At 59.0% G+C, this 23,368-nt stretch carries 16 protein-coding genes and 1 riboswitch; of the genes, 10 read left to right on the top strand and 6 right to left on the bottom strand.

The genetic code is table 11. The features are described from left to right. Positions 1–98: 98 nt before the first annotated feature. The 3 genes from ACA043_RS24550 to ACA043_RS24540 form a co-directional block, all read right to left on the bottom strand. Complete coding sequence (locus ACA043_RS24550; protein ID WP_401271739.1) at positions 99–683, bottom strand: TMEM165/GDT1 family protein; 585 nt, start codon at positions 681–683, stop codon at positions 99–101. Between the two features lie 88 nt (positions 684–771). Further along, positions 772–896, bottom strand: a riboswitch (yybP-ykoY riboswitch). A 50-nt stretch (positions 897–946) separates the two neighbouring features. After that, positions 947–1,945, bottom strand: coding sequence for a methyltransferase (locus ACA043_RS24545; protein WP_401271737.1), 999 nt, complete (start codon positions 1,943–1,945; stop codon positions 947–949). A 32-nt stretch (positions 1,946–1,977) separates the two neighbouring features. Beyond that, the gene (locus tag ACA043_RS24540) at positions 1,978–2,943 is read right to left on the bottom strand and encodes a 2-hydroxyacid dehydrogenase (RefSeq protein ID WP_497658083.1); all 966 of its coding nucleotides are present in this window, start codon (positions 2,941–2,943) and stop codon (positions 1,978–1,980) included. Positions 2,944–3,034: 91 nt separating this feature from the next. Between ACA043_RS24540 and ACA043_RS24535 the strand changes: the two genes are divergently transcribed. The 5 genes from ACA043_RS24535 (at position 3,035) to ACA043_RS24515 (ending at position 12,022) form a co-directional block, all read left to right on the top strand. Continuing rightward, on the top strand, positions 3,035–3,664 hold the full coding sequence (locus tag ACA043_RS24535) for a LysE family translocator (RefSeq protein ID WP_187678022.1): 630 nt from the start codon (positions 3,035–3,037) through the stop codon (positions 3,662–3,664). A 145-nt stretch (positions 3,665–3,809) separates the two neighbouring features. Next, positions 3,810–5,492 (top strand): fatty acid--CoA ligase, encoded by a 1,683-nt coding sequence (locus tag ACA043_RS24530; protein ID WP_489881049.1) that lies wholly within the window; start codon positions 3,810–3,812, stop codon positions 5,490–5,492. A gap of 336 nt (positions 5,493–5,828) precedes the next feature. Then, positions 5,829–7,718: a DUF1302 domain-containing protein gene (locus ACA043_RS24525; RefSeq protein WP_187678020.1), complete on the top strand. Its 1,890-nt coding sequence runs from the start codon at positions 5,829–5,831 to the stop codon at positions 7,716–7,718. Positions 7,719–7,745: 27 nt separating this feature from the next. Next, positions 7,746–9,110 carry a DUF1329 domain-containing protein gene (locus ACA043_RS24520; RefSeq protein WP_187678019.1) on the top strand — a complete coding sequence of 455 codons (1,365 nt, stop codon included), beginning with the start codon at positions 7,746–7,748 and terminating at the stop codon, positions 9,108–9,110. 176 nt (positions 9,111–9,286) lie between these two features. Further along, the gene (locus ACA043_RS24515) at positions 9,287–12,022 is read left to right on the top strand and encodes a winged helix-turn-helix domain-containing protein (protein WP_497658082.1); all 2,736 of its coding nucleotides are present in this window, start codon (positions 9,287–9,289) and stop codon (positions 12,020–12,022) included. 107 nt (positions 12,023–12,129) lie between these two features. Here ACA043_RS24515 and ACA043_RS24510 read toward each other — a convergent pair whose 3' ends face one another. Next, a complete protein-coding gene (locus ACA043_RS24510) occupies positions 12,130–16,527 on the bottom strand; it encodes a calcium-binding protein (RefSeq protein ID WP_497658081.1) in 4,398 nt (1,465 codons plus the stop codon). A gap of 204 nt (positions 16,528–16,731) precedes the next feature. Between ACA043_RS24510 and ACA043_RS24505 the strand changes: the two genes are divergently transcribed. Both ACA043_RS24505 and ACA043_RS24500 read left to right on the top strand, forming a co-directional pair. Continuing rightward, a complete protein-coding gene (locus ACA043_RS24505; RefSeq protein ID WP_497658080.1) occupies positions 16,732–17,376 on the top strand; it encodes an MBL fold metallo-hydrolase in 645 nt (214 codons plus the stop codon). A 116-nt stretch (positions 17,377–17,492) separates the two neighbouring features. Then, positions 17,493–18,224 carry a YiaD family glycine zipper/OmpA-like lipoprotein gene (locus ACA043_RS24500; protein ID WP_497658079.1) on the top strand — a complete coding sequence of 244 codons (732 nt, stop codon included), beginning with the start codon at positions 17,493–17,495 and terminating at the stop codon, positions 18,222–18,224. A 255-nt stretch (positions 18,225–18,479) separates the two neighbouring features. Here ACA043_RS24500 and ACA043_RS24495 read toward each other — a convergent pair whose 3' ends face one another. Further along, complete coding sequence (locus ACA043_RS24495) at positions 18,480–18,914, bottom strand: Z-ring associated ZapG family protein (protein WP_187678015.1); 435 nt, start codon at positions 18,912–18,914, stop codon at positions 18,480–18,482. 144 nt (positions 18,915–19,058) lie between these two features. Between ACA043_RS24495 and ACA043_RS24490 the strand changes: the two genes are divergently transcribed. From ACA043_RS24490 to zapE, 3 genes are all read left to right on the top strand, one after another. Beyond that, positions 19,059–19,688 (top strand): alpha/beta hydrolase, encoded by a 630-nt coding sequence (locus ACA043_RS24490; protein WP_497615334.1) that lies wholly within the window; start codon positions 19,059–19,061, stop codon positions 19,686–19,688. Positions 19,689–19,712: 24 nt separating this feature from the next. Further along, positions 19,713–21,068: a tryptophan--tRNA ligase gene (locus ACA043_RS24485; protein WP_497658078.1), complete on the top strand. Its 1,356-nt coding sequence runs from the start codon at positions 19,713–19,715 to the stop codon at positions 21,066–21,068. 90 nt (positions 21,069–21,158) lie between these two features. Continuing rightward, the gene (gene zapE / locus ACA043_RS24480; RefSeq protein WP_187678013.1) at positions 21,159–22,253 is read left to right on the top strand and encodes a cell division protein ZapE; all 1,095 of its coding nucleotides are present in this window, start codon (positions 21,159–21,161) and stop codon (positions 22,251–22,253) included. A gap of 75 nt (positions 22,254–22,328) precedes the next feature. Here the strand turns inward: zapE and ACA043_RS24475 are convergent, their stop codons facing one another. After that, positions 22,329–23,225 carry a GlxA family transcriptional regulator gene (locus tag ACA043_RS24475; protein ID WP_401271744.1) on the bottom strand — a complete coding sequence of 299 codons (897 nt, stop codon included), beginning with the start codon at positions 23,223–23,225 and terminating at the stop codon, positions 22,329–22,331. Between the last annotated feature and the right edge of the window lie 143 nt (positions 23,226–23,368).

Genomic DNA, 23,368 nt, shown 5'->3' with positions numbered 1-23,368 from the left:
ATGTCAGACATGCCGCATGTAAAGGTTTTGGGGCTGCTTTGCAGCCCATCGGGGATAAATCCCCTCACCACAGGTCAGTGTCAGATCAGGAGGCCGGTTTAAACCCAGCCACTGCTCTGCATCGCCTTGTACACCGCAACGATCGCCAGAATCAGGAATGCCGAAGCCGCCAGGCGACGAATCAGGGTCAGCGGCAGTTTGTCCGCGGCAAAGTTACCCGCCAATACCACCGGCACGTTGGCAATCAACATGCCCAGGGTGGTGCCGATAATCACTAGCCACAACTCAGGATACTGCGCGGCCAGCATGACGGTAGCCACCTGAGTCTTGTCGCCCATTTCCGCCAGGAAAAACGCGATCAGCGTGGTCAGGAATGGCCCGAATTTGCGCGCAGTGCTCGCTTCATCGTCATCCATCTTGTCCGGGACCAGTGTCCACAGCGCTGTGGCAGCGAAGCTCGCGGCGAGAATCCAGTGCAGCACCGAATCCGAGAAGAAACTGCCGAACCAGGCACCGACCGCGCCGGCTGCTGCGTGGTTGGCCAGGGTCGCGGCGACAATCCCGGCAATGATCGGCCAGGGTTTGCGGAAGCGAGCGGCGAGAATCAGCGCGAGCAGTTGCGTCTTGTCGCCGATTTCGGCCAAGGCAACGATTGCGGTGGGAACGAGTAACGAGTCCAGCATCAGGATTTTCCTAAGGGGCGGGTCGACACGGCTATGACACGTACAGCCTTCCCGCCCCGGGTAAGGTGTGCGTGTCATAGGTCTTGTCAAACCCTGCGATCCGTCTGGTGCGGACGCTTGGGTCGCATACGCCATGATCTGAGGATCAAGTATGTTGACGTATGCCGGACGAGCTTGGCGCTCGTGGGAGACTACTCCCCTAGGACGGAGCGGATTCTGCCTAGGCAAATCCGATAGAGCAAGCCTCTTTTTGAAAAGAAACTTCAGCCGCGTTTGGCCCGGTAAATCCGGAAGCCATTGCCTTCGGCCTTGATCGCACAGACCCCAAGATGCTCTTCGATCAGTGGTTGATACTTCAGGAAACTGTTCGCGACCAAGCGTAGTTCGCCGCCGTTTTTCAGATGTTTGGCCGCTTTTCGCAGCAAGTTCTCGGTAGCGAAATAGTCGGTATGCACGCCGACATGGAACGGGGGATTGCTCAGAATGGCGCTCAAACCCATGGGCGCCGCATCGATTCCGTCGCCGGTCAGCACGTCGGCTTCCAGACCGTTGGCCGCCAATGTCAGACGGCTGCTGGCGGCGGCAAACGCATCGACGTCGAGCAATGTCACCTGATTGTGCGGATAGCGACGTTTGACCGCAGCACCCAACACACCCGCGCCACAACCGAAGTCGAGCAAATGGCCGCTTGGCAGTTTATCCAGATGCTCCAGGAGCAAGGCACTGCCGCGATCCAGTCGACCGTGGCTGAACACGCCCGGCAGGCTGATGACTTTCAACGGGCCTTCGGCCAGCGGCAATTCATAGGTTTGCGCCAGACTTTCCAGCGATTTGGCTTCAGGGGCATTGGCGACCGTCACTTGCCACAGTTGGCAGTGACGTGCGCTGTCGAGTTTACGGGGCTTGCCGAACGGGTTGAGCTGTTTTGACGCGCCTTCGATGCCGCTGCGTTTTTCCCCGACCAGAAACACTTCACGACCGGCCAGACGTGCGGCCACGGCGTTGAGGATGTAATCGGTCAGGTCCTTGGATTTGGGCAGAAACACCACGGCGCTATCGAACTCGCGCTCGGGAATGTTTACGCCAAAATGGCTGCGGCCTTCGAAGCGAGCGTCGAGCGCGGCTTGGTCGCCGGCGTGCCAGCACCAGCCAAAGGCGTTGGGCAGGCGCCCGAGCAAATCGTCGGCAGGCAACCCGGCCAACAACAGTGAACCCTGAAATAACTCGGCCTGACGAAGCAGTACTTCACTGCGCGGATCCATAACTGCTCCTCAAAAAAAAGTGCAGCAGTTTATCAACTGACGACCCGCAGCGCCTTACCGCTGAAGAACGCCTGAGCGTTTTCGGTTAATTGGCCAACGATGCGCTGTCGCGCCTCGCGACTGCCCCAGGCGTTGTGCGGCGTGACGATCAGGCGCGGGATATCGGCGGCCAGCAATGGATTGCCTTGGCTCGGTGGCTCGATACTCAGCACATCAGTAGCAGCGCCGCCGAGATGACCGGCGCGCAAGGCATCGGCCAGGGCCTGTTCGTCGATCAGTCCGCCACGGGCCGTATTGACTACGAACGCGCCGGGCTTCATTGACGCCAGTTCGCGGGCGCCGATGAAGTGGCGGGTGTGCTCGTTGAGCGGGCAGTGCAGGGTGAGGGCGTCGATCTGTGGCAACAGTTCATCCAGCGGCAGGCGATCCGGCCGGGCAGGGCGCCCCGGAATCTGCCCGAGCAAAACGCGCATGCCGAAGGCTTCAGCCAACCGTGCGACGGCGCCGCCGAGTTCGCCATGCCCGAGCAGGCCAAGGGTTTTGCCTTCCAGTTCAACAATCGGGTAGTCGAGCAGACAGAACTGTTTCGCCTGCTGCCAGCGACCTTCAGCGACGGCTTTCTGGTAATCGGACAGGCGGGTAGCGAGGTTGAGCAACAGCATGATCGTGTGTTGCGCCACCGACGGGGTGCCGTAGCCCTGGCAGTTACATACGGTGATGCCTTGGGCGCTGGCGGCTGCGAGATCGACGTTGTTGGTGCCGGTGGCGGTGATCAGGATCAGTTTCAGATCCGGGTTGGCGGCCATGGCGGCGGCGTCGATCTTGATCTTGTTGGTGATCGCAACTGTTGCGCCCTGCAAGCGTTCGGCCACTTGTTCCGGCAGGGTCTGGGCGAACAGTTGCAGGTCGCTGAAGCAGGTGCGCAACGGGCTGAGGTCGAGATCGCCAAGATCCAGCGAAGGGTGATCGAGGAATACGGCGCGGCGCGGGTTCGTCATCAACTGTACCTTTTGTGCGTTGTACGGAAGGCGTAATCTGCCGAGCCTACCAGATGAAACAAAACGTTACGCTTGGCCGAAAGGAGCCCCCATGTACTGGACCGAGTTCTTGACCGTTGCATTGATCCACCTGCTGGCCGTCGCCAGCCCCGGCCCGGACTTTGCCGTGGTGGTGCGCGAGAGCGTGACCCATGGTCGCCGCGCGGGCACATGGACGGCACTGGGTGTCGGCACGGCGATTTTCCTGCATGTGGGTTATTCGCTACTCGGCATCGGCCTGATCGTGTCGCAGTCGATTGTCCTGTTCAACGCCTTGAAATGGGCGGCTGCCGCATACCTCGTGTATATCGGCTTCAAGGCCTTGCGCGCGCAACCGGCAAAAACCGTCACCGACGATTTGCACAAGGAAGCGGGTGTTCGCACAGCGCGTGGTGCCTTCACCTCGGGTTTCGTGACCAATGGTCTGAACCCGAAAGCCACGCTGTTTTTCCTGTCGCTGTTCACCGTGGTGATCAATCCGCACACGCCGCTATCGGTGCAGGCCGGTTACGGCGTTTATCTGGCTGTCGCGACGGCCGTCTGGTTCTGCCTGGTGGCGATGCTGTTCAGCCAACAACGCGTACGCGCCGGTTTCGCCCGCATGGGCCACTGGTTCGACCGCACCATGGGTGCGGTATTGATCGCTCTCGGCGTGAAAATCGCGTTTACCGAGATGCATTGAGCGATAGAAAAGCGGCAAATGCTGGCGCAAAGCTAGCATTTGTACGGCTGTGCAAATCATTCCTTCGGCTGATTTGACTGGCGTATAAGCGATCTAGAGTACAAAACTCTTCGCCTAACACCGTGCAGTCAGAAAAGGGATTCTTATGTTGCAGACTCGCGTCATTCCCCCGGCCGATGGGGCTTACCAGTATCCATTGCTGATTAAACGGCTGTTGATGTCCGGCGCCCGTTACGAGAAAACCCGCGAGATCATCTACCGTGACCAGTTGCGCTACAGCTATCCGACCCTGATCGAGCGTGTCGCAAGGCTGGCCAACGTGCTGACGGCTGCCGGAGTCAAGGCCGGTGACACCGTGGCGGTGATGGACTGGGACAGCCATCGTTACCTGGAATGCATGTTTGCCATTCCGATGATCGGCGCGGTGATCCACACCATCAATGTGCGTCTGTCGCCGGAACAGATTCTCTACACCATGAACCACGCCGAGGACCGCTTTGTGCTGGTCAACAGCGAGTTCGTCGGTTTGTACCAGGCCATCGCGCCGCACCTGACCACGGTCGACAAAACCCTGCTGCTGACCGACCTGCCGGAAAAAACCGCCGATCTGCCAAATCTGGTCGGCGAGTACGAACAACTGCTGGCCGCCGCGAGCCCGCAGTACGATTTCCAGGATTTCGACGAAAACTCGGTCGCCACCACGTTCTATACGACCGGCACCACCGGCAACCCGAAAGGCGTGTACTTCACCCATCGGCAACTGGTGCTGCACACCATGGGCGTGTCGACGATCATGGGCTCGATCGACAGCGTGCGCCTGCTCGGCACCAACGACGTGTACATGCCGATCACGCCGATGTTTCACGTGCACGCCTGGGGCCTGCCTTACGTGGCGACCATGCTTGGGCTCAAGCAGGTTTACCCGGGACGTTACGACCCGGAGTTTCTGGTGGAGCTGTGGCGTAAGGAGAAGGTCACGTTCTCCCACTGCGTGCCGACCATCCTGCAAATGCTGCTCAACGCCAAAGGTGCGCAGGGCAACGATTTTGGCGGCTGGAAAATCGTCATTGGCGGCAGCGCACTCAATCGCACCTTGTATGAAACCGCCAAAGCTCGCGGCATTCAGCTCACCGCCGCGTACGGCATGTCGGAAACCGGGCCGCTGGTCTCATGTGCGCACCTCAACGATGAGTTGATGGCTGGCACCGAAGACGAACGCACCACTTATCGGATCAAGGCCGGTGTGCCGGGGCCGCTGGTGGAAGCTGCCATCGTCGATGCTGAGGGCAACTTTCTCCCGGCGGACGGCGAGACTCAGGGCGAACTGGTGCTGCGCGCACCTTGGCTGACCGAAGGCTATTTCAACGAGCCGCAGAAGGGCGCCGAGCTGTGGGCCGGCGGCTGGCTGCACACCGGTGACGTTGCGACGCTCGACAGCATGGGCGTGATCGACATCCGCGACCGCATCAAGGACGTGATCAAGACCGGTGGCGAGTGGATCTCTTCGCTCGACCTCGAAGACCTGATCAGCCGTCATGTGGCGGTACGCGAAGTAGCAGTGGTGGGCATCGCCGATCCGCAGTGGGGCGAGCGCCCGTTTGCCTTGCTGGTGATCCGCGAAGGTCATGAAATCGGGGCGCGCGAGCTCAAGGAACACCTCAAGCCATTCGTCGAACTGGGGCACCTGAGCAAGTGGGCGATTCCAAGCCAGATCGCTGTTGTTACGGAAATTCCCAAGACCAGCGTCGGCAAGCTCGACAAGAAGCGCATCCGCCTCGACATCACCGAATGGCAGGCCAATAACAGCACCTTCCTCTCGACACTTTAAGTGTCTCTGGCGCGCCGAAAACGGCGCGCCAGACCCACCAAGCAAGCGCTTGGCTTGTGAAATCGAAAAAATCAGCCATCCTTGCCGTGCCGACATCTGTCGGACTGGCGAAAGGACTGTTCCAGAGTGGTTGGCGGCTGCAAATCACACTTTAGAGGGATCAAGCAGTACCACCTGCTGGCTATAGTCCGCTCAAGGATTTTTAAGAACGGGGCACACGCACAAAACGGGGCGATGCATTTTTGGAGTGACATCGGACAGCCGTTGGCATCCGGTCCTTCAGACGTTTTTAAAAGTACTCACTGCCATAACAATAATGCACATGGAGTAGCGTCGATGACCTCAGTAAACCAGTTCTGGCGCCGGGCGAAACTGCCTCTGGCGGTCAGTCTTGCCTCCTCGCTCGCCGGGCCTGCATTCGGCGTCAGTTTCAACGTCGGTGAAATCGAAGGCCAGTTCGACTCTTCCCTGTCGATCGGTGCCAGTTGGTCTACTCAGAGCCCGAACAAGAACCTCATCGGCGTCAACAACGGCGGTCAGGGGCTGTCGCAGACTTCCGACGACGGCCACGCCAACTTCAAAAGTGGCGAAACCTTTTCGAAGATCTTCAAGGGTATCCATGACCTTGAATTGAAATACGGCGACACCGGCGTGTTCGTCCGTGGCAAATACTGGTACGACTTTGAACTCAAGGACGAAAGCCGCGAGTTCAAGGACATCAGCGATTCGGGTCGCAAAGAGGGCGCCAAGTCGTCCGGCGCGCAGATCCTCGACGCCTTCGTCTACCACAACTACTCCATCGCCGATCAGCCGGGTTCCGTGCGTCTGGGCAAGCAGGTGGTGAGCTGGGGTGAAAGTACCTTTATCGGCGGCGGCATCAACTCCATCAACCCGATCGACGTGTCTGCATTCCGTCGTCCGGGCGCCGAGATCAAGGAAGGCCTGATCCCGGTCAACATGTTCTACGTGTCCCAGAGCCTGACCGAGAACCTCTCGGCCGAAGCGTTCTATCAGCTTGAGTGGGACCAGACCGTCGTCGACAACTGCGGCACGTTCTTCTCGCAGCCAGACATCGTTGCCGACGGTTGCAACGACAACCTGCGGGTGCTGAACAAGCGTTCACAAATCCCGGCCATCGCTTTGGGGCCGTTGGCTGCCAACGGTGTCAACGTAGACCAGGAAGGCGTTCTGGTGCGTCGTGGCCCGGATCGTGATGCCCGTGACAGCGGTCAGTGGGGCGCGTCCCTGAAGTACATGTTCGAGCCACTGGATACCGAGTTCGGCGCGTACTTCATGAACTACCACAGCCGTGCGCCGATCTTCAGTGCCACCGGTGCGCCACAGTCGGTCTACAACACCGCAGCGTCTTTGCCAGGACCGTTCGCTGCCCTCGCACCACTGCTGGTGGCGGGTAACTCGAATTACTTCATTGAATACCCGGAAGACATTCGCCTCTACGGCCTGAGCTTCTCCACCACCTTGCCTACCGGTACGGCGTGGAGCGGTGAAATCAGCTATCGCCCGAACGCACCGGTGCAACTGAACTCCACCGATATCCTGTTCGCCGGGGTACGTCCGCTGGGCGGCGCGCTGACCAACGCTTCGTTGCTCACTGGCGTTCCTGGCCAGGATCTGCATGGCTACGAGCGTAAGGAAATCACCCAACTGCAAACGACCTTCACACACTTCTTCGACCAGGTCATGGGCGCCAGCCGTCTGACCCTCGTCGGTGAAGTCGGCGCGACCTACGTCGGCGGGCTGGAAAGCCGGTCCGACAAGCGTTATGGCCGCGATCCGGTGTATGGCCCGGGTGAGTTGCCGGCCACGGGTACCACCAACACCTGCGCCAACATCCTCAACGCCAGCACCATCAATGGTGCCGGGCCGGGTTCGCCGCAGAACAACCGCAGCCGCAATTGCGACAACGACGGCTTCACCACATCGATGTCGTGGGGCTACCGCGGTCGTGCCATCTGGGAATACAACGACGTATTCGCCGGTGTGAACCTCAAGCCTAACGTGGCCTGGTCGCACGACGTCAGCGGCTACTCGCCAGGCCCTGGCGGCAACTTCGAGGAAGGTCGCAAAGCCGTCAGCCTGGGCGTCGATGCCGAGTACCAGAACACCTACACCGCGAGCCTGGCTTACACCAACTTCTTCGACGGCAAGTACACCACCGTGGATGACCGCGACTTCGTTGCGCTCAGCTTCGGCGTGAACTTCTAAGCACTGCATTTCAGGACGAACGAATTTATGAAAATAACAAAGAGTCTGTTCCACGCCGGTGTTTTGGGCCTGTCGCTGCTGGCGACCAGTGTCATGGCCGCAGTGCCTGCTGCCGAAGCCGACAAGTTGGGCAAGAGCCTGACCCCGATGGGCGCCGAAATGGCCGGTAATGCCGACGGTTCGATTCCGGCCTGGAAGCCGCTGCCGAAGAATGCCGGCAGCGTCGACAGCAAAGGTTTCCTGTCCAACCCGTACGCCAGTGAACAGCCGCTGTTCACCATCACCGCGAAAGATGCCGACAAGTACAAGGACAAACTTGCACCGGGCCAGTACGCGATGTTCAAGCGCTACCCGGAAACCTTCAAAATGCCGGTGTATCCGTCCCATCGCGGCGCCACCGTGCCGGATGAGGTGTTCGCCTCGATCAAGAAAAACGCCACGACCACCAATCTGGTGTCCGGTGGCAACGGTCTGGAAAACTTCGAAACCGCCGTGCCGTTCCCGATTCCGAAAACCGGTGTGGAAGTCATCTGGAACCACATCACCCGCTATCGCGGCGGCAGTGTGACCCGTCTGGTGACCCAGGCGACGCCACAGCCGAATGGCTCGTACAGTCTGGTGTACTTCCAGGACCAGTTCGTGTTCCGCGACAAGATGAAGGACTACGACCCGAAAAACCCGGGCAACATCCTGTTCTACTTCAAGCAGAAAGTGACCGCGCCGGCACGTCTGGCCGGTGGTGTGTTGCTGGTGCACGAGACCCTCGACCAGGTGAAAGAACCACGTTCGGCGTGGGTATACAACGCTGGTCAGCGCCGTGTGCGCCGTGCGCCACAAGTGTCCTATGACGGCCCGGGTACTGCGGCGGATGGCCTGCGGACCTCCGACAACCTCGACATGTACAACGGTGCGCCGGACCGCTACGACTGGAAGCTTGAAGGCAAGAAAGAGATGTACATCGCCTCGGACAGCTACAAGCTCGACGATCCGAAACTGAAGTACTCCGACATCATCAAGGCCGGCCACATCAACCAGGATCTTGCGCGTTACGAGCTGCGTCGCGTCTGGCACGTGGTTGCAACCTTGAAGGAAGGTCAGCGCCACATCTACGCCAAGCGTGACTTCTACATCGATGAAGATACCTGGCAAGCAGCCGTCATCGACCACTACGACGGTCGCGGTCAATTGTGGCGCGTAGCCGAGGCGCACGCCGAGAACTACTACGACAAACAAGTGCCGTGGTACGCGCTGGAAACCCTCTACGACCTGCAGTCCGGCCGCTATCTGGCACTGGGCATGAAGAACGAAGAGAAGCAGGCGTATGACTTCGGCTTCACCGCCACCACCAGCGACTTCACCCCGGCCGCTCTGCGTCAGGACGGTGTTCGCTAATCCGCTGTAAATCCGAGGCCGCATCCTCGTGAAAACGCCCCGACCGGTTCGGGGCGTTTTTTTGTCTGTAGCTTTTTTGTAGCCATTTGTAGCGGCAACCTTCATAACCGGTTCGATTAAGGCTAGTCTGCGGACATCTGCAACGCCGCCAACAGCAATTCGAACAAGAGCCGGCCATGACTGATCTGTCCCCACTTCCGGGTCCCGCAAGCTTTGCCGTCGCGGCACTGGACGGGCGTTTTTTTCGCCCGCCATTACCCGACGGATACGTGCTGCGACCCCGCCTTTGCGAGCGCCTGCAAGCCGGGCTCGGTGGACGACTGTTGCTGGTCAGCGCCCCGGCCGGGTTCGGCAAGAGTTCGCTGGCGGTGGAGTTCTGCCAGAGTCTGCCGGCACACTGGCAAAGTCTCTGGCTGGGTTTGAGCCCGCGCGACAGCGACCCCGGACGCTTTCTCGAGCGCTTGCTTGAAGGTCTGCAGGACTACTTTCCGCAATTGGGCAGTCGCGCACTCGGCCTGCTGAAGATGCGTCAACGCCATCAACCCTTTGCTTTCGAAGAATGGCTCGACGGTCTGCTCGATGAGCTGACGCTGCACCTCGATACGGCAACCCCGTTGCTGCTGGTGCTCGACGATTACCATCTCGCCCAAGGGCCGGTGCTCGACCGGTGCCTGCAATTTTTCCTCAATCATTTGCCCGATGGCTTGCTGGTGATGGTCACCAGTCGGCAGCGCCCGGACTGGCATCTAGCGCGTTTACGTCTTTCGCGGCAATTGCTCGAATTGCATGAGCAGGATCTGCGCCTGACCCACGATGAAGCCCTGACGCTACTCGATCGCCACAGCACGTCTTTGCGCGGCGAGGCCCTGGAAAACCTCATTCAGCGCAGCGAAGGCTGGGTCGCCGGGCTGCGCTTCTGGCTGCTGGCTGTGTCCGAGGCCGGCAGCGACGCGGCATTACCGCAAGCGCTGAACGGCGGGGAAGGGCTGATCCGCGACTACCTGCTTGAAGAAGTCATCGATTGCCTGCCCACCGAAGTGCAGGCGTTTCTCTACGACACTGCACCGCAAGAACGCTTTTGCAGCGAATTGTGCGACGCCGTGCGCGAAGCTCACGACAGTGCCGAAATTTTGCGTTTCCTTTTGGCGCATCAGGTGTTTCTGGTGCCGCTGGACGAACACGGGCACTGGTATCGTTATCACCATCTGTTTTCTGATTTGTTGCGCAGCCGGCCGATTGCCCAGGCGATGGTGCCGACCGCCACCCTGCATTTGCGCGCCTGTCGCTGGTTCAATGCCCAGGGCTTGCTCGACGAAGCAGTGGAGCAAGCCCTGCGCGCGGGTCACCTTGATGTAGCGGCGAATCTGGTACAGAACCTCTCCGAAGAACAGCTGCTGGCCGAGCAAAACGTCGGCATGCTGCTGCGCTGGAAAATGGACTTGCCTGACAGCCTGCTGATCAGCACGCCGCGACTGATTGTCTTGTACAGCTGGGCGCTGGGGCTGGCCTGCCAGCTCGACGCAGCTGAAGAGTTGTCCAGTCACTTGAGCCGTTTCCTGCCGGCGCCGTCCGCCACGGCGCAAAGGTCGATGCTGGCTCAATGGCTGGCGCTGAGCGGAATCATTGCCCGTGGCCGCGGCCATCGGGAACTGACCCTCAGGTATTGCTCAGAAGCTCTTGAGAGTCTGCCGGCCAAGCGTTATGGCCAGCGATTGATGTGTTTGTCGACCTTGTCCAACCTGGCGATTGCCGACGGTGATCTGTGGCGCGCTCGCGGGCTGAACCGCGAATCCCTTGAGCTGGCGCAACGCGTCGGCAATCCCTTGTTCGAAGCATTGGCGCACTACGACCGTGCCCGCGTCTTGCAGGCGCGCGGCGAAATCCTGCGCTCACTGGATGAAGTGCATCAGGGCCTTGAGCGCTTGCGCGGCCTGTCGCCGCAACGGTTGTATGCGGTGCGCGCGCGGCTGACGCTGTACGAAGGTTTTCTACTGGCGATGCGCTTGCAGCCGCAGGCCGCACGTGTGCGCTTGCTGGCGGGGATTGGCGAAGCGCGAGCCTGTCGCGATATCAGCGTATTGATCGGTCATTGCGTGATCGCCCGCCTGGACGGTGCTAGCGGCGAGTTTGCCAAGGCCTTCGCCGAACTCGCCGAAGCCGAACGCCTGATGCACATCTGGGACGTGCCGCCGATTTACTATCTGGCGATGATCACTCTGGTCAAATGCGAACTTTGGCTGGCGCAGGGTCGTACCGATCTGGCCGAGGCTTGGCTGGCGCGGCTTGGCCAGACCTACACGGGCGAACGTGCAGCGGCGCCACCGGAATTTCATCCTCAGTTGCCGTTACATGTTGAGCTGCAACAGGCGCTGCTCGACATGACTCAAGGGCAACCGATGATTGCCGAAGGGCGGTTGAATGTGTTGCATGAAAACGGTCAGCGAACGGGGCGGCAGTTGCTCAGTGTGATGGCGTTGACGCAGAAGGTGGCGTTGCTGCTGGTGGGTGGGCGTGAGCCGGAATCCCGCAAGGTGCTGGTTCAGGCACTGGAGGCTGCCCATGGCGGCGTGCTGCAACCTTTTGATGGCTTGTTCAAGCAACATCCTCACTGGTTGCGCGGACAACTGATGCTGATCTCGCAACATCCGGTCGGACAACAATTGCTGGAGCATTTTCCTGTGACCGAGGTACGCCCCACCGTTGAGTGTTCAGCAACAGAGCAGTTGAGCAGTCGAGAGCTCGCAGTCCTGCGGTTGATTGCTCAGGGGTGTTCGAATCAGGAAATCAGCGAGCAACTGTTTATTTCGCTGCACACGGTGAAAACCCACGCCAGCCATATCAACAGCAAACTGGGAGTTGAGCGGCGTACGCAGGCCGTGGCGCGCGCCAAGGAGCTCGGCGTACTGAGTTGAACGAACCCGCAGCACGCCCGAAAAACAAACGCCCCGAACCAGTCGGGGCGCTTGTTTTGTGGTTCCCGGTCCATCCTGCAGACCGGGTCATGCGTGTGCGTTGAGCGTCAGGCCACCAGATCGTTGGTGCTGAAGCTGTTCACACCGACCAGTTGGATTTCAAAGTCCGCGCCGGCATTGCCAGTGACGTTGCCCGACAGCACGTGATCGACGAAACGCAATTGACCGGCACCGGTGAAGTCATTGGCGCCGATGAAAGTGAAACCATCCATGCCGCCTTGCAGCAGGTTCGCATCGAATTTCGTCAGATCGATCTTGTCGCCTTGCAGGCTGTTGAAGTCAGTGATGACATCACGGTTGGCACCCAGCCCCATATCACTGCGCGAACTGAAGACGAAGGTATCGGCCCCTGCGCCGCCGGTCAGTGTGTCCGCACCCGCGCCACCATCCAGAATGTTGTCGCCGGCGTTACCGTAGATGGCATTGTTCAGAGCGTTGCCGGTGCCCTTGATCGCTGATCCGACAAGGTTGAGGATTTCAACGTTGGCGCCCAGGGTGTAGTCGACATAGGAGTAGACCGTGTCGATTTCCGACAGCGAGGTGCCGGTCTCGATCACTTTGTCACCGACGTTGTCGACGATGTAGGTGTCGTTGCCGCCACCACCGATCAGGGTGTCGGCGCCCTTGCCACCGTTGATGAAGTTGGCATCGGCGTTGCCGGTCAGGACGTTGTCCAGGCTGTTGCCGGCCAGGGTGAACGCACCTGCACCCATAACCGTTACGTTTTCGAAGTTCTGCAGGTTGCTCAGATTGAGGTCAATGGTGTTGTTCAGTGTCGTAGCATTGAAGAGCGTGATCAGCGTGTCGTTACCTTCGTTGGCGTTTTCCTGGATCAGTCCCAGTTCGGCGAACTGATCAAGGGCGTAGCCATCATCCCCCTTGCCGCCGATCATAGTGTCGATGCCGGCGCCGCCATTGAGCTGGTTGTTGCCATCGTTACCGGTCAGGACGTTGTTCTGATCGTTACCGATGGCATAGATGTCAGCGGTACCGGTGAGGACGAGATTTTCCAGGTTGGCGCTCAGGCTGTAGCTGACCGACGCTCGGACGGTGTCGATTTCGCTGGCCAGCGTGCTGGTTTCACTGATCACGTCGCCGGCGTTGTCGACGATGTAGGTATCGTTGCCCGTGCCACCGGCCATGAAGTCGGCACCCAGGCCCCCATCAATTAGGTTGTCGCCGGTATTGCCGTAGATCACGTTGTTCAGCGCATTACCGTTGGCGTTCAGGTTGGCGCCGCCCGCCAGGGTCAGGTTCTCGACATTGTTGCCGAGTGTGTAACTGATGTAGGAGTAGACCGTGTCGATTTCCGAGAGCGAGGTACCGGTCTCGATCACCACGTCACCAACGTTGTCGACGATGTAAGTGTCGTTGCCAGCGCCGCCGGTCATGGTGTCGGCACCCAGACCACCATTGATGAAGTTGGCGTCGGCGTTGCCGGTCAGAATGTTGTTCAGGCTGTTGCCGGCCAGGGTGAATGCACCGGCGCCAATCACTGTGACGTTCTCGACGTTCTGCAGATTACTCAGGTTCAGGTCGATGGTGCTGTTGACGGCTGTGGCGTTGAAGAGGGTGATGAGTGTGTCGTTGCCTTCATTGGCGTTTTCCTGGATAAGGGCCAGTTCGGCAAACTGGTCGAGGGCGTAACCATCGTTGCCTTTGCCGCCGATCATGGTGTCGACGCCGCCACCACCGTTGATCTGGTTGTTGCCGTCGTTACCATAGATGACGTTGTTCGAATCGTTGCCAATACCGTTCAGGTCTTGCGTCCCGACCAGCGTGAGGTTCTCGACGTTGGCGCTCAGCGTGTAACTGACGTACGAGTAGACCGAGTCGATCTGCGATGGCGATGCATCGGTTTCAACGATCACGTCGAAGGCGTTGTCGACGATGTATGTGTCATTACCGCCACCGCCCTGCATCAGATCTGCGCCTTTACCGCCGTTGATGAAGTTGGCGTCGGCATTGCCGATCAGAACGTTGTTCAGATCGTTGCCCGCCAGCGTAAACGCACCTGCGCCAACCACGGTCAGGTTTTCGACGTTCAGCAGATTGTTCCTGTTCAAGTCGATGCTGTTGTTCAGGTCTGTGGCATTGAACAGCGTGATCAGCGTGTCGTTGCCTTCGTTGGCATTTTCCTGAATCAACGCCAACTCGCCGAACTCGTCCAGGGCATAACCATCGTTGCCCTTGCCGCCAATCATGGTATCGATGCCGGCACCGCCATTGAGCTGGTTATCGCCATCGTTGCCGGTCAGTACGTTGCGTTGTGCGTTGCCGATCGCATTGATGTTGCCGGTACCCGTGAGAACGATGTTCTCCAGGTTGGCGCTCAGGGTATAGCTGACCGAAGCAAGAACGGTGTCGACCACGCCGACCAGATCCCAGTCTTCGAAGATCACGTCACCGACGTTGTCGACGATATAGGTATCGGCCCCGAAGCCACCTGCCATGTAGTCGGCACCCAGACCGCCGTCGATCAGGTTGTTGCCGGCGTTGCCATAGATCGCGTTGTTCAACGCGTTACCGGTGGCGTTCAGATTCGCTGCACCGGCCAGGTTCAAGTTCTCGAGGTTGGCACCCAGCGTGTAGTCTAGGTAGGAATAAACGGTGTCGATTTCCGACAGCGAGGTGCCGGTCTCGATAATCACGTCGCCGATATTGTCGACGATGTAGGTGTCGTTACCGCCACCGCCGTTCATGATGTCGGCGCCCAGGCCACCGTTGATAAAGTTGGCATCGGCGTTGCCGATCAGGACGTTGTTCAGACTGTTGCCCGCCACAGTGAATGCGCCGGCGCCAATCACAGTGACGTTTTCAGTATTTTGCAGGTTGCTCAGATTAAGGTCGATGGTGTTGTATTGCGCGCTGGCGTTGAAGAGTGTAATCAGCGTGTCATTACCCTCGTTGGCGTTTTCCTGGATCAGGCCAAGTTCGGCTCCCTGGTCCAGTGCATAGGCATCGTTGCCCTTGCCGCCGATCATCATGTCAACGCCGGCACCGCCATTGAGTTGGTTGTTGCCGTCGTTGCCGATCAGAATATTGTTCAGCGAGTTGCCTATAGCACTGATGTCGGCGTTGCCGGTGAGAATGAGGTCTTCCACATTGGCGCCAAGGGTGTAGCTGATTGAGGCGCGAACAGTGTCGATCTCGGTGTACAGGGCTCGGGTTTCAATGACAACGTCGCCGACGTTGTCGACTATGTAGGTATCGTTGCCGGCACCGCCGATCATGGTGTCGGCGCCCAAGCCACCGTCCAGAACGTTATCGCCGGTATTGCCGGTGAGTACGTTGTTCAGCGCGTTGCCGGTTGCGGTCAGGTTGGCGACGCCCGCCAGGGTCAGGTTCTCGACGTTATCGCCCAGCGTGTAATTGATGTAGGAGAAAACGCTGTCGACTTCCGAGAGCGAAGTACCGGTTTCAACCACCACGTCACCGACGTCGTCGACGATGTAGGTGTCGTTGCCGGCGCCGCCGGTCATGGTGTCAGCCCCGGCCATACCATTGAGCAGGTTATCCAGTGCGTTGCCGATCAGCGTGTCATCGAAACTTGAACCGATTGCGTTTTCGATCTTTGCGCCAAAAGCAATCGCTAGCCCTTCGTTGAAGTCTGCGCCATCGGGGTCGGTGAAGACTTTGCCGATCTTGCTGTAGGCGCCTTCGTTGAGATTGATGCGCACCGCTGTGGCTTGGTTGCTGGCGTCGATCGAGTCGACACCGCCGGCATCCCAGATGGTTTCAAACACCGATTGATCCGCCGACCAGGAGTAGGTGTTGTTACCCGTCATCCAATGGGTGTTGGCACCGTAGAGATTCTGGATTGCCAGAATATCGAGGAGCATCGGTGTAGTCGGGTGATAAGAGTATGAGTTGTTGTAACTCATGACCGTCTGCGTGATGTCATCCATTACTGGATCGATCGTGGTCGCATTCCGGGCGGTCGGCGAGAACGGGTGTTTCAGCCCCAGCGAATGGCCGATTTCATGGACAAACGTCATGTAATCGTAAGTGCCTTTGACCGGCGATGGATCACTGGTGTTAGGCCCGATCCAGATGTCGCCGGCATTCGGCGTGTCGGCCGGGGTATAGGCCCAGGCTGCGGCATCAGCGTCCAGCAGCAAGTAGCCACCAAATCGGATGTCGCCGACATTGACTATGTTGTCATTGGACTGGCGGAAGGTGATGTCGGCCACCGCGCTCCAGGCGTTCAAGGCACTGATGGCAGCCGTCTGCTGCGCAGAGGTTAATGTGTACGCCGCGTTATATTCATTGGCTGGGCTGTAATTGGTGGCGAAATAGGACCCGCTCGATCTGATGAAGCTGTACGTCAGGCTGACGCCCATCCCGTCATCCGCCCATTTGGTCCCGGATATAAGGCTGTCGAGGTACTTGATACCGGTCAGTGAAACAAGCTGGCTTTCGGTGTATTCGGTCGGGCGTGGCATTGCTCAATTCCTGAATGGGCTGCGGCCCTTCCTGAAATGTGGCCGCTACAGAGTTGGTGATTTTGCACCAGAATTTGTACATTTGACATCATTGAGCCACTATTTTCTGATTGGTGGCGTCAAATAACTGACCTGGCGTTCTGTATCTGCATGTGCAGTAGAATCCTGAAGCGAATGCCAATGCCGTCTGTCCAGGATCCTTCCATGTCTGCCTCAATCCCTGCGCTCATCCGCGAAACCTTCCCCGTCGGCCCGCTCCAGTGCAACTGCACCATCATCGGCGACCCGATCACAAAAAAGGCCATCGTCGTCGACCCGGGCGGCAACCCCGATCTGATCATGGCGCGCCTCGACGCGCTGGGCCTCAAGGTCGTCAGCATCATCCACACCCACGCCCATCTCGATCATTTCCTCGCGTCCGGCCAGATGAAAGAAAAAACCGGCGCAACGCTGCATCTGCACAAAGAAGATCAGTTCCTCTGGGACAACCTCGAGATGCAATGCCAGATGTTCGGCGTGCCTTACGTGCCGGTGCCATCGCCCGATCGCTGGTTGAGCGATGATGAAGAACTCGCTTGCGGCTGCGGCGTGGCACTGCACACGCCAGGTCATACGCCAGGTTCCATGAGCTTTTGGTTTTCCGAGGCTAAGCTGTTGATTGCCGGCGACACGCTGTTTCGTCGCGGGGTAGGGCGCACGGATTTGTGGGGCGGCGATCAGGCGACCATCGTGCGATCGATCAAGCAGCGGCTATATACGCTGGATGAAGACGCGACGGTAATTGCCGGGCATGGTCCGGACACGCGTCTGGGCGATGAAATGCGCGAGAACCCGTTTGTACGGGCCTAAATATTTTGTCACGAGTGCCCGGTGGAATTTTTGCGCATAGTCACGATCAAACGCCCGCAGAGGTTTATTGCCAAACGGCCGCTGCACCACAGAATGCAGAAACGTAGGAGCTCTTCATGTTCACCAAGCGTCGTTTGATTATTGTCGCTACTGCCGTAGCTGTGCTGTCTGGCTGCGCCTCGCCGAACCCATATGACAATCAGGGTCAGGCCGACGGTGGCTCCCAAGGCATGAGCAAAACTGCCAAATACGGTGGCCTCGGCGCTCTGGCCGGTGCACTGGCCGGCGCTGCTATCGGTCACGATAACCGTGGCAAGGGTGCCTTGATCGGTGCGGCCGTGGTGGGTGCTTCGGCGGCCGGTTACGGTTACTACGCCGACCAGCAAGAGAAAAAGCTGCGAGCCAGCATGGCCAACACCGGGGTTGAAGTGCAGCGTCAGGGCGATCAGATCAAGCTGATCATGCCGGGCAATATCACTTTCGCTACCGATTCGGCGAACATCGCGTCGAGCTTCTACCAGCCGCTGAACAACCTGGCCGGCTCGTTGAAAGAATTCAGCCAGAACCAGATCGAAATCGTCGGCTACACCGACAGCACCGGCAGCCGCCAGCACAACATGGACCTGTCCCAGCGCCGTGCGCAGAGCGTGGCGACTTACCTGACCTCGCAAGGTGTCAGTGGCGCCAACCTGTCGGCCCGTGGTGCCGGCCCGGATAATCCGATTGCCAGCAACGGTGACGTCAATGGCCGGGCGCAGAACCGACGCGTCGAGGTCAACCTGAAGGCGATTCCGGGTCAGCAGTATGGTGGTCAGCAGCAGCCGGGTACGGTTCAGCAGTATCCGTAAATGAATGTCTGAATGAAGAAATGCCCGATCCTGGTGATCGGGCATTTTTTTGTGTTTTGTACGCGGTCTCCCTGTAGGAGTTGCGGGACGCTGCGATCTTTTGATCTTGATCTTTAAAAACAGGATCAAAAGATCGCAGCCTCGTTTCACTCGACAGCTCCTACAGGAGGTCAGGTTGTCCGCGAATGAGCAGGCACAAAAAAGCCCCCGGACAACCGAATTGTCCGGGGGCTTTTTGTTTTCAGCGAAGACTGATTACTTCTTCAAACCATATTGCTCATCAAGCATGCCCGGCGAGTTCGGCGTCTTCGGAGCGTAGTCGCGCGGTGGCTCTTGATCGCGCGGGGGCGTCAGGCGTTCGCGTGGTGCCACCGCCGCGTCGGCGTGCAGGGCGGCGATCAGGCGCTGGCGGGTCTGCTCGTCCAGGGCCAGACGATTGGCGCCCTCGGCGAGATGATCCTGCACTTCCTGATAGCTCTGGGTCAGCTTCTTGACCAGCATTGCGGTGCTGTTGAAGTGGGTGACCACCTCGTTTTGATAACTGTCGAAACGCTCCTGGATATCATCCAGTTGACGCTGCGTACGGCTCGGCGCGGCGTTCGGCGCAACGCGCGCGATCAGGAATCCAATGGCGACACCCACAACCAGGGCAAGAGTCGGTAACAACCAAACTAAGAGCGAGTGTTCCACGAGTCCTTCCTCTATAAACGGCTTTGCTTTACGTTAACGGCTCGAACCTGCGCTGTATACCGCGATTCACTCGCAATAGATTGGCACAGACAATTTGCTAGACGAGTCGACCCGATTCGAGGTCACGGAGTTCCTTCCTTGCTGATGCGTGAAACCCCTGTAGTGATTGACGGCCCGGTGGGTCAACTTGAGTCTCTGTACCTGGACAACGAGCAGCCGCGCGGCATCGCGCTGATCTGCCATCCGAACCCGGTGCAGGGCGGCACCATGCTCAACAAGGTCGTCTCGACCCTGCAGCGCACCGCGCGCGACGCGGGCCTGATCACCTTGCGTTTTAACTATCGTGGCGTCGGCGCCAGCGAAGGGGCACACGACATGGGCACCGGCGAAGTCGATGACGCTCAAGCCGTTGCTGACTGGCTTCGGGAAAAACACCCGGATCTGCCGCTGACCCTGTTCGGTTTCTCCTTCGGCGGATTTGTTGCAGCAAGTCTCGGCGGCCGTCTTGAAGCCCAGGGTGTGCAGCTCAAGCACCTGTTCATGGTCGCGCCGGCGGTGATGCGTCTGGGCGAACAGGATCAACTGCCGCAACTCGGCGAGTTGACTCTGATCCAGCCGGAAACCGATGAAGTCATCGATCCGCAACTGGTTTACCAATGGTCTGAAAAACTCCAGCGCCCCCATGAGCTGCTGAAAGTGGCAGAATGCGGACACTTTTTTCATGGCAAGTTGACCGATCTCAAGGATCTGATCCTGCCGCGTCTCTCGAATTGATTGCAGTCTGACAAGCGATTACCCATGACGAACCGTACCCGCATCCTCACCGGCATCACCACCACCGGCACGCCGCACCTGGGCAACTACGCCGGCGCCATCCGCCCGGCGATCCTCGCCAGCCGCGACAGCAATGCCGATTCGTTCTACTTCCTGGCCGACTACCACGCCCTGATCAAATGCGATGACCCGCTGCGCATTCAGCGCTCGCGTCTGGAAATCGCCGCGACCTGGCTGGCCGGTGGTCTGGATGTCGACCGCGTGACCTTCTACCGCCAGTCCGATATTCCGGAAATCCCCGAGCTGACCTGGCTGCTGACCTGCGTCGCCGCCAAGGGCCTGCTCAACCGCGCTCACGCCTACAAGGCTTCGGTGGATAAAAACGTCGAGACCGGCGAAGACCCGGATGCCGGCATCACCATGGGCCTCTATAGCTACCCGGTGCTGATGGCGGCGGACATCCTGATGTTCAACGCGCACAAGGTGCCGGTCGGTCGCGATCAGATCCAGCACGTGGAAATGGCCCGTGATATCGGCCAGCGCTTCAACCACCTGTTCGGCCAGGGCAAAGAGTTCTTCACCATGCCCGAAGCGCTGATCGAAGAAAGCGTGGCGACGTTGCCGGGCCTGGACGGTCGCAAGATGTCGAAGAGCTACGACAACACCATCCCGTTGTTCTCCAGCGCCAAAGAGATGAAAGACGCGATCTCACGGATCGTCACTGACTCGAAAGCGCCGGGCGAAGCCAAGGATCCGGACAACTCGCACCTGTTCACCCTGTTCCAGGCGTTCTCGACGCCGGCGCAGTCGGACGAATTCCGCAGCGAACTGCTGGGCGGTCTGGGTTGGGGCGAGGCGAAGAATCGCCTGTTCCAGTTGCTCGACAACGAACTCGGCGAGTCTCGCGAGCGTTATCACCAATTGATCGAGCGTCCGGCGGATCTGGAAGACATCCTGCAGGTCGGCGCGAAAAAGGCCCGTGCCGTGGCGACGCCGTTCCTCAACGAGTTGCGTGAAGCGGTTGGTCTGCGTTCGTTCGTCAACCAAGTTCAAGTGGCTGCGACCACCAAGAAGAAAGCCGTGAAAGCCGCGCGTTTCGTCAGTTTCCGTGAAGACGACGGCAGTTTCCGCTTCCGTCTGCTGGCGGCTGATGGCGAGCAACTGCTGCTGTCGCGCAACTTCGCTGATGGCAAAGCGGCAGGGCAGGTGACCAAGCAATTGCAATCCGGTCAAGCACTGGACGTGCGCAGCGAAGACCTGAGCTTCAGCGTGTGGCTGGAAGGCCAGTGTGTCGGCGACAGCCCGGCGTTCGCCGACAGTGCAGCACGGGACGCGGCCATCGAGGCCCTGCGCATCGCACTGACACCGGTTCAGGAATAATCAGCGGCTCGGCCCGACCAAGGGCTGATTGCCATTCCCACGGGCCGTCGCTACAGTGACGGCCCGTTTTTGTTGCCTTGCTAACGAATTATGACGCCCCTAGAACGATACCAAGCTGATCTGAAACGCCCGGACTTCTTCCATGACGCCGCGCAGGAAACTGCTGTGCGTCATTTGCAGCGCCTGTACGAGGATCTGATCGCCGCCGATCAGAACAAGCCCGGCCTGTTGAGCAAACTGTTTGGCAAAAAGGATCAGACGCCGGTCAAGGGTCTGTATTTCTGGGGCGGCGTGGGTCGCGGCAAGACTTACCTGGTCGACACCTTCTTCGAAGCGCTGCCGTTCAAGGAAAAGACCCGCACGCACTTCCACCGCTTCATGAAGCGTGTGCACGAAGAGATGAAAACCCTCGGCGGCGAGAAAAACCCGCTGACCCTCATCGCCAAGCGTTTTGCGGCGGAATCGCGGGTTATCTGCTTCGATGAGTTCTTCGTTTCCGACATCACCGACGCCATGATTCTCGGCACGCTGATGGAAGAGCTGTTCAAGAACGGCGTAACCCTGGTCGCAACGTCGAACATCGTTCCGGACGGCCTGTACAAGGACGGCCTGCAACGTGCGCGCTTCCTGCCAGCCATCGCGCTGATCAAGCAGAACACCGAGATCGTCAACGTCGACAGCGGCGTCGACTACCGTCTGCGTCACCTCGAACAGGCGGAGCTGTTCCACTATCCGCTCGACGAAGCCGCTCACGAAAGCCTGCGCAAGAGCTTCAAGGCACTGACACCGGAATGCACGGCGGCGGTGGAAAACGATGTGTTGATCATCGAGAACCGTGAAATTCGCGCGCTGCGTACCTGTGACGACGTGGCCTGGTTCGACTTCCGCGAACTGTGCGACGGCCCGCGTAGCCAGAACGACTACATCGAACTGGGCAAGATCTTCCACGCCGTGCTGCTCAGCGGTGTTGAGCAGATGAGCGTCACCACCGACGACATCGCTCGTCGCTTCATCAACATGGTCGACGAGTTCTACGACCGCAACGTGAAGCTGATCATTTCTGCGGAAGTCGAGTTGAAGGATCTGTACACCGGCGGACGTCTGAACTTCGAGTTCCAGCGTACGCTGAGCCGTTTGCTGGAGATGCAATCGCACGAATTCCTGTCCCGGGCGCACAAGCCTTAAACGGATTCGCCAAAAAAAAGGGCCTGCAATTGCAGGCCCTTTTTTGTGCGCTGAAGATCAAAAGATCGCAGGCCTTTACGCCGCCTGCTGAAACTGCTGCCGATACTGGTTCGGTGACAATTCGGTGTGCTGGCGGAACAGTCGCGCAAAGAAACTCGCATCGTCGTATCCGACTTCATAGCTGATGGTCTTGATGCTCTTGCGACTGCCCGACAGCAAGCCCTTGGCCGTCTCGATGCGCAGCCGTTGCAGGTAATGCAGCGGTTTGTCGCCCGTGGCGGTCTGGAAGCGGCGCATGAAATTGCGAATGCTCATGCCGTGTTCGCGGGCGACGTCTTCGAAACGGAACTTGTCGGCAAAATGCTCTTCGAGCCAGTGCTGGATCTGCAGGATGATCACGTCCTGATGCAGCTTCTGTCCGCCAAAACCGATGCGCCCCGGCGAATAACTGCGCTGCACTTCGTAGAGGATGTCGCGGGCCACGGCCTGTGCGACGTTGGCCCCGCAGAAGCGCTCTATCAAGTAGATGTAGAGGTCGCAGGCCGATGTGGTGCCGCCGGCGCAGTAGAGGTTGTCGGCGTCGGTCAGGTGTTTGTCCTGATTGAGGAATACTCGTGGGAAACGCTCGGCAAACGCATTGAAGAAGCGCCAGTAGGTGGTCGCTTCCTTGCCGTTGAGCAGGCCGGCCTCGGCCAGCCAGAACACTCCGGTGGCTTCGCCGCACAGTACCGCGCCGCGAGCATGTTGCTCGCGCAGCCACGGCAGGACCTGTGGATAACGGCTGCAAAGCGTATCGAAATCGTCCCAGAACGCCGGAAGGATAATGACGTCGGCATTTTCCAGGCCGCCGTCGACCGGCATGACCACGTCGCTGAAACTGTTCACCGGTTTGCCGTCGGGGCTAACCAGGCGTGTTTCGAACGCCGGAGTCAGGCCGTGGCCCAGTTGTTTACCGTAACGCAGGCTGGCCAGATGGAAAAAATCCTTGGCCTGCATGAGAGTGGATGCGAAAACCCGGTCGATCGCCAGGATGCTGACGCGCCGCAAGGGCGTGGAGACTTGCTTAGACATAATTCAACTTTTGTTTTGTTTTTATAAGGGAAAGTGGTCACCAG

It is taken from the genome of Pseudomonas sp. LBUM1648 (genome assembly GCF_059716145.1).
Note: the sequence above shows the minus strand (reverse complement) of the source record. Positions and strands in the feature narration are given on the sequence as shown.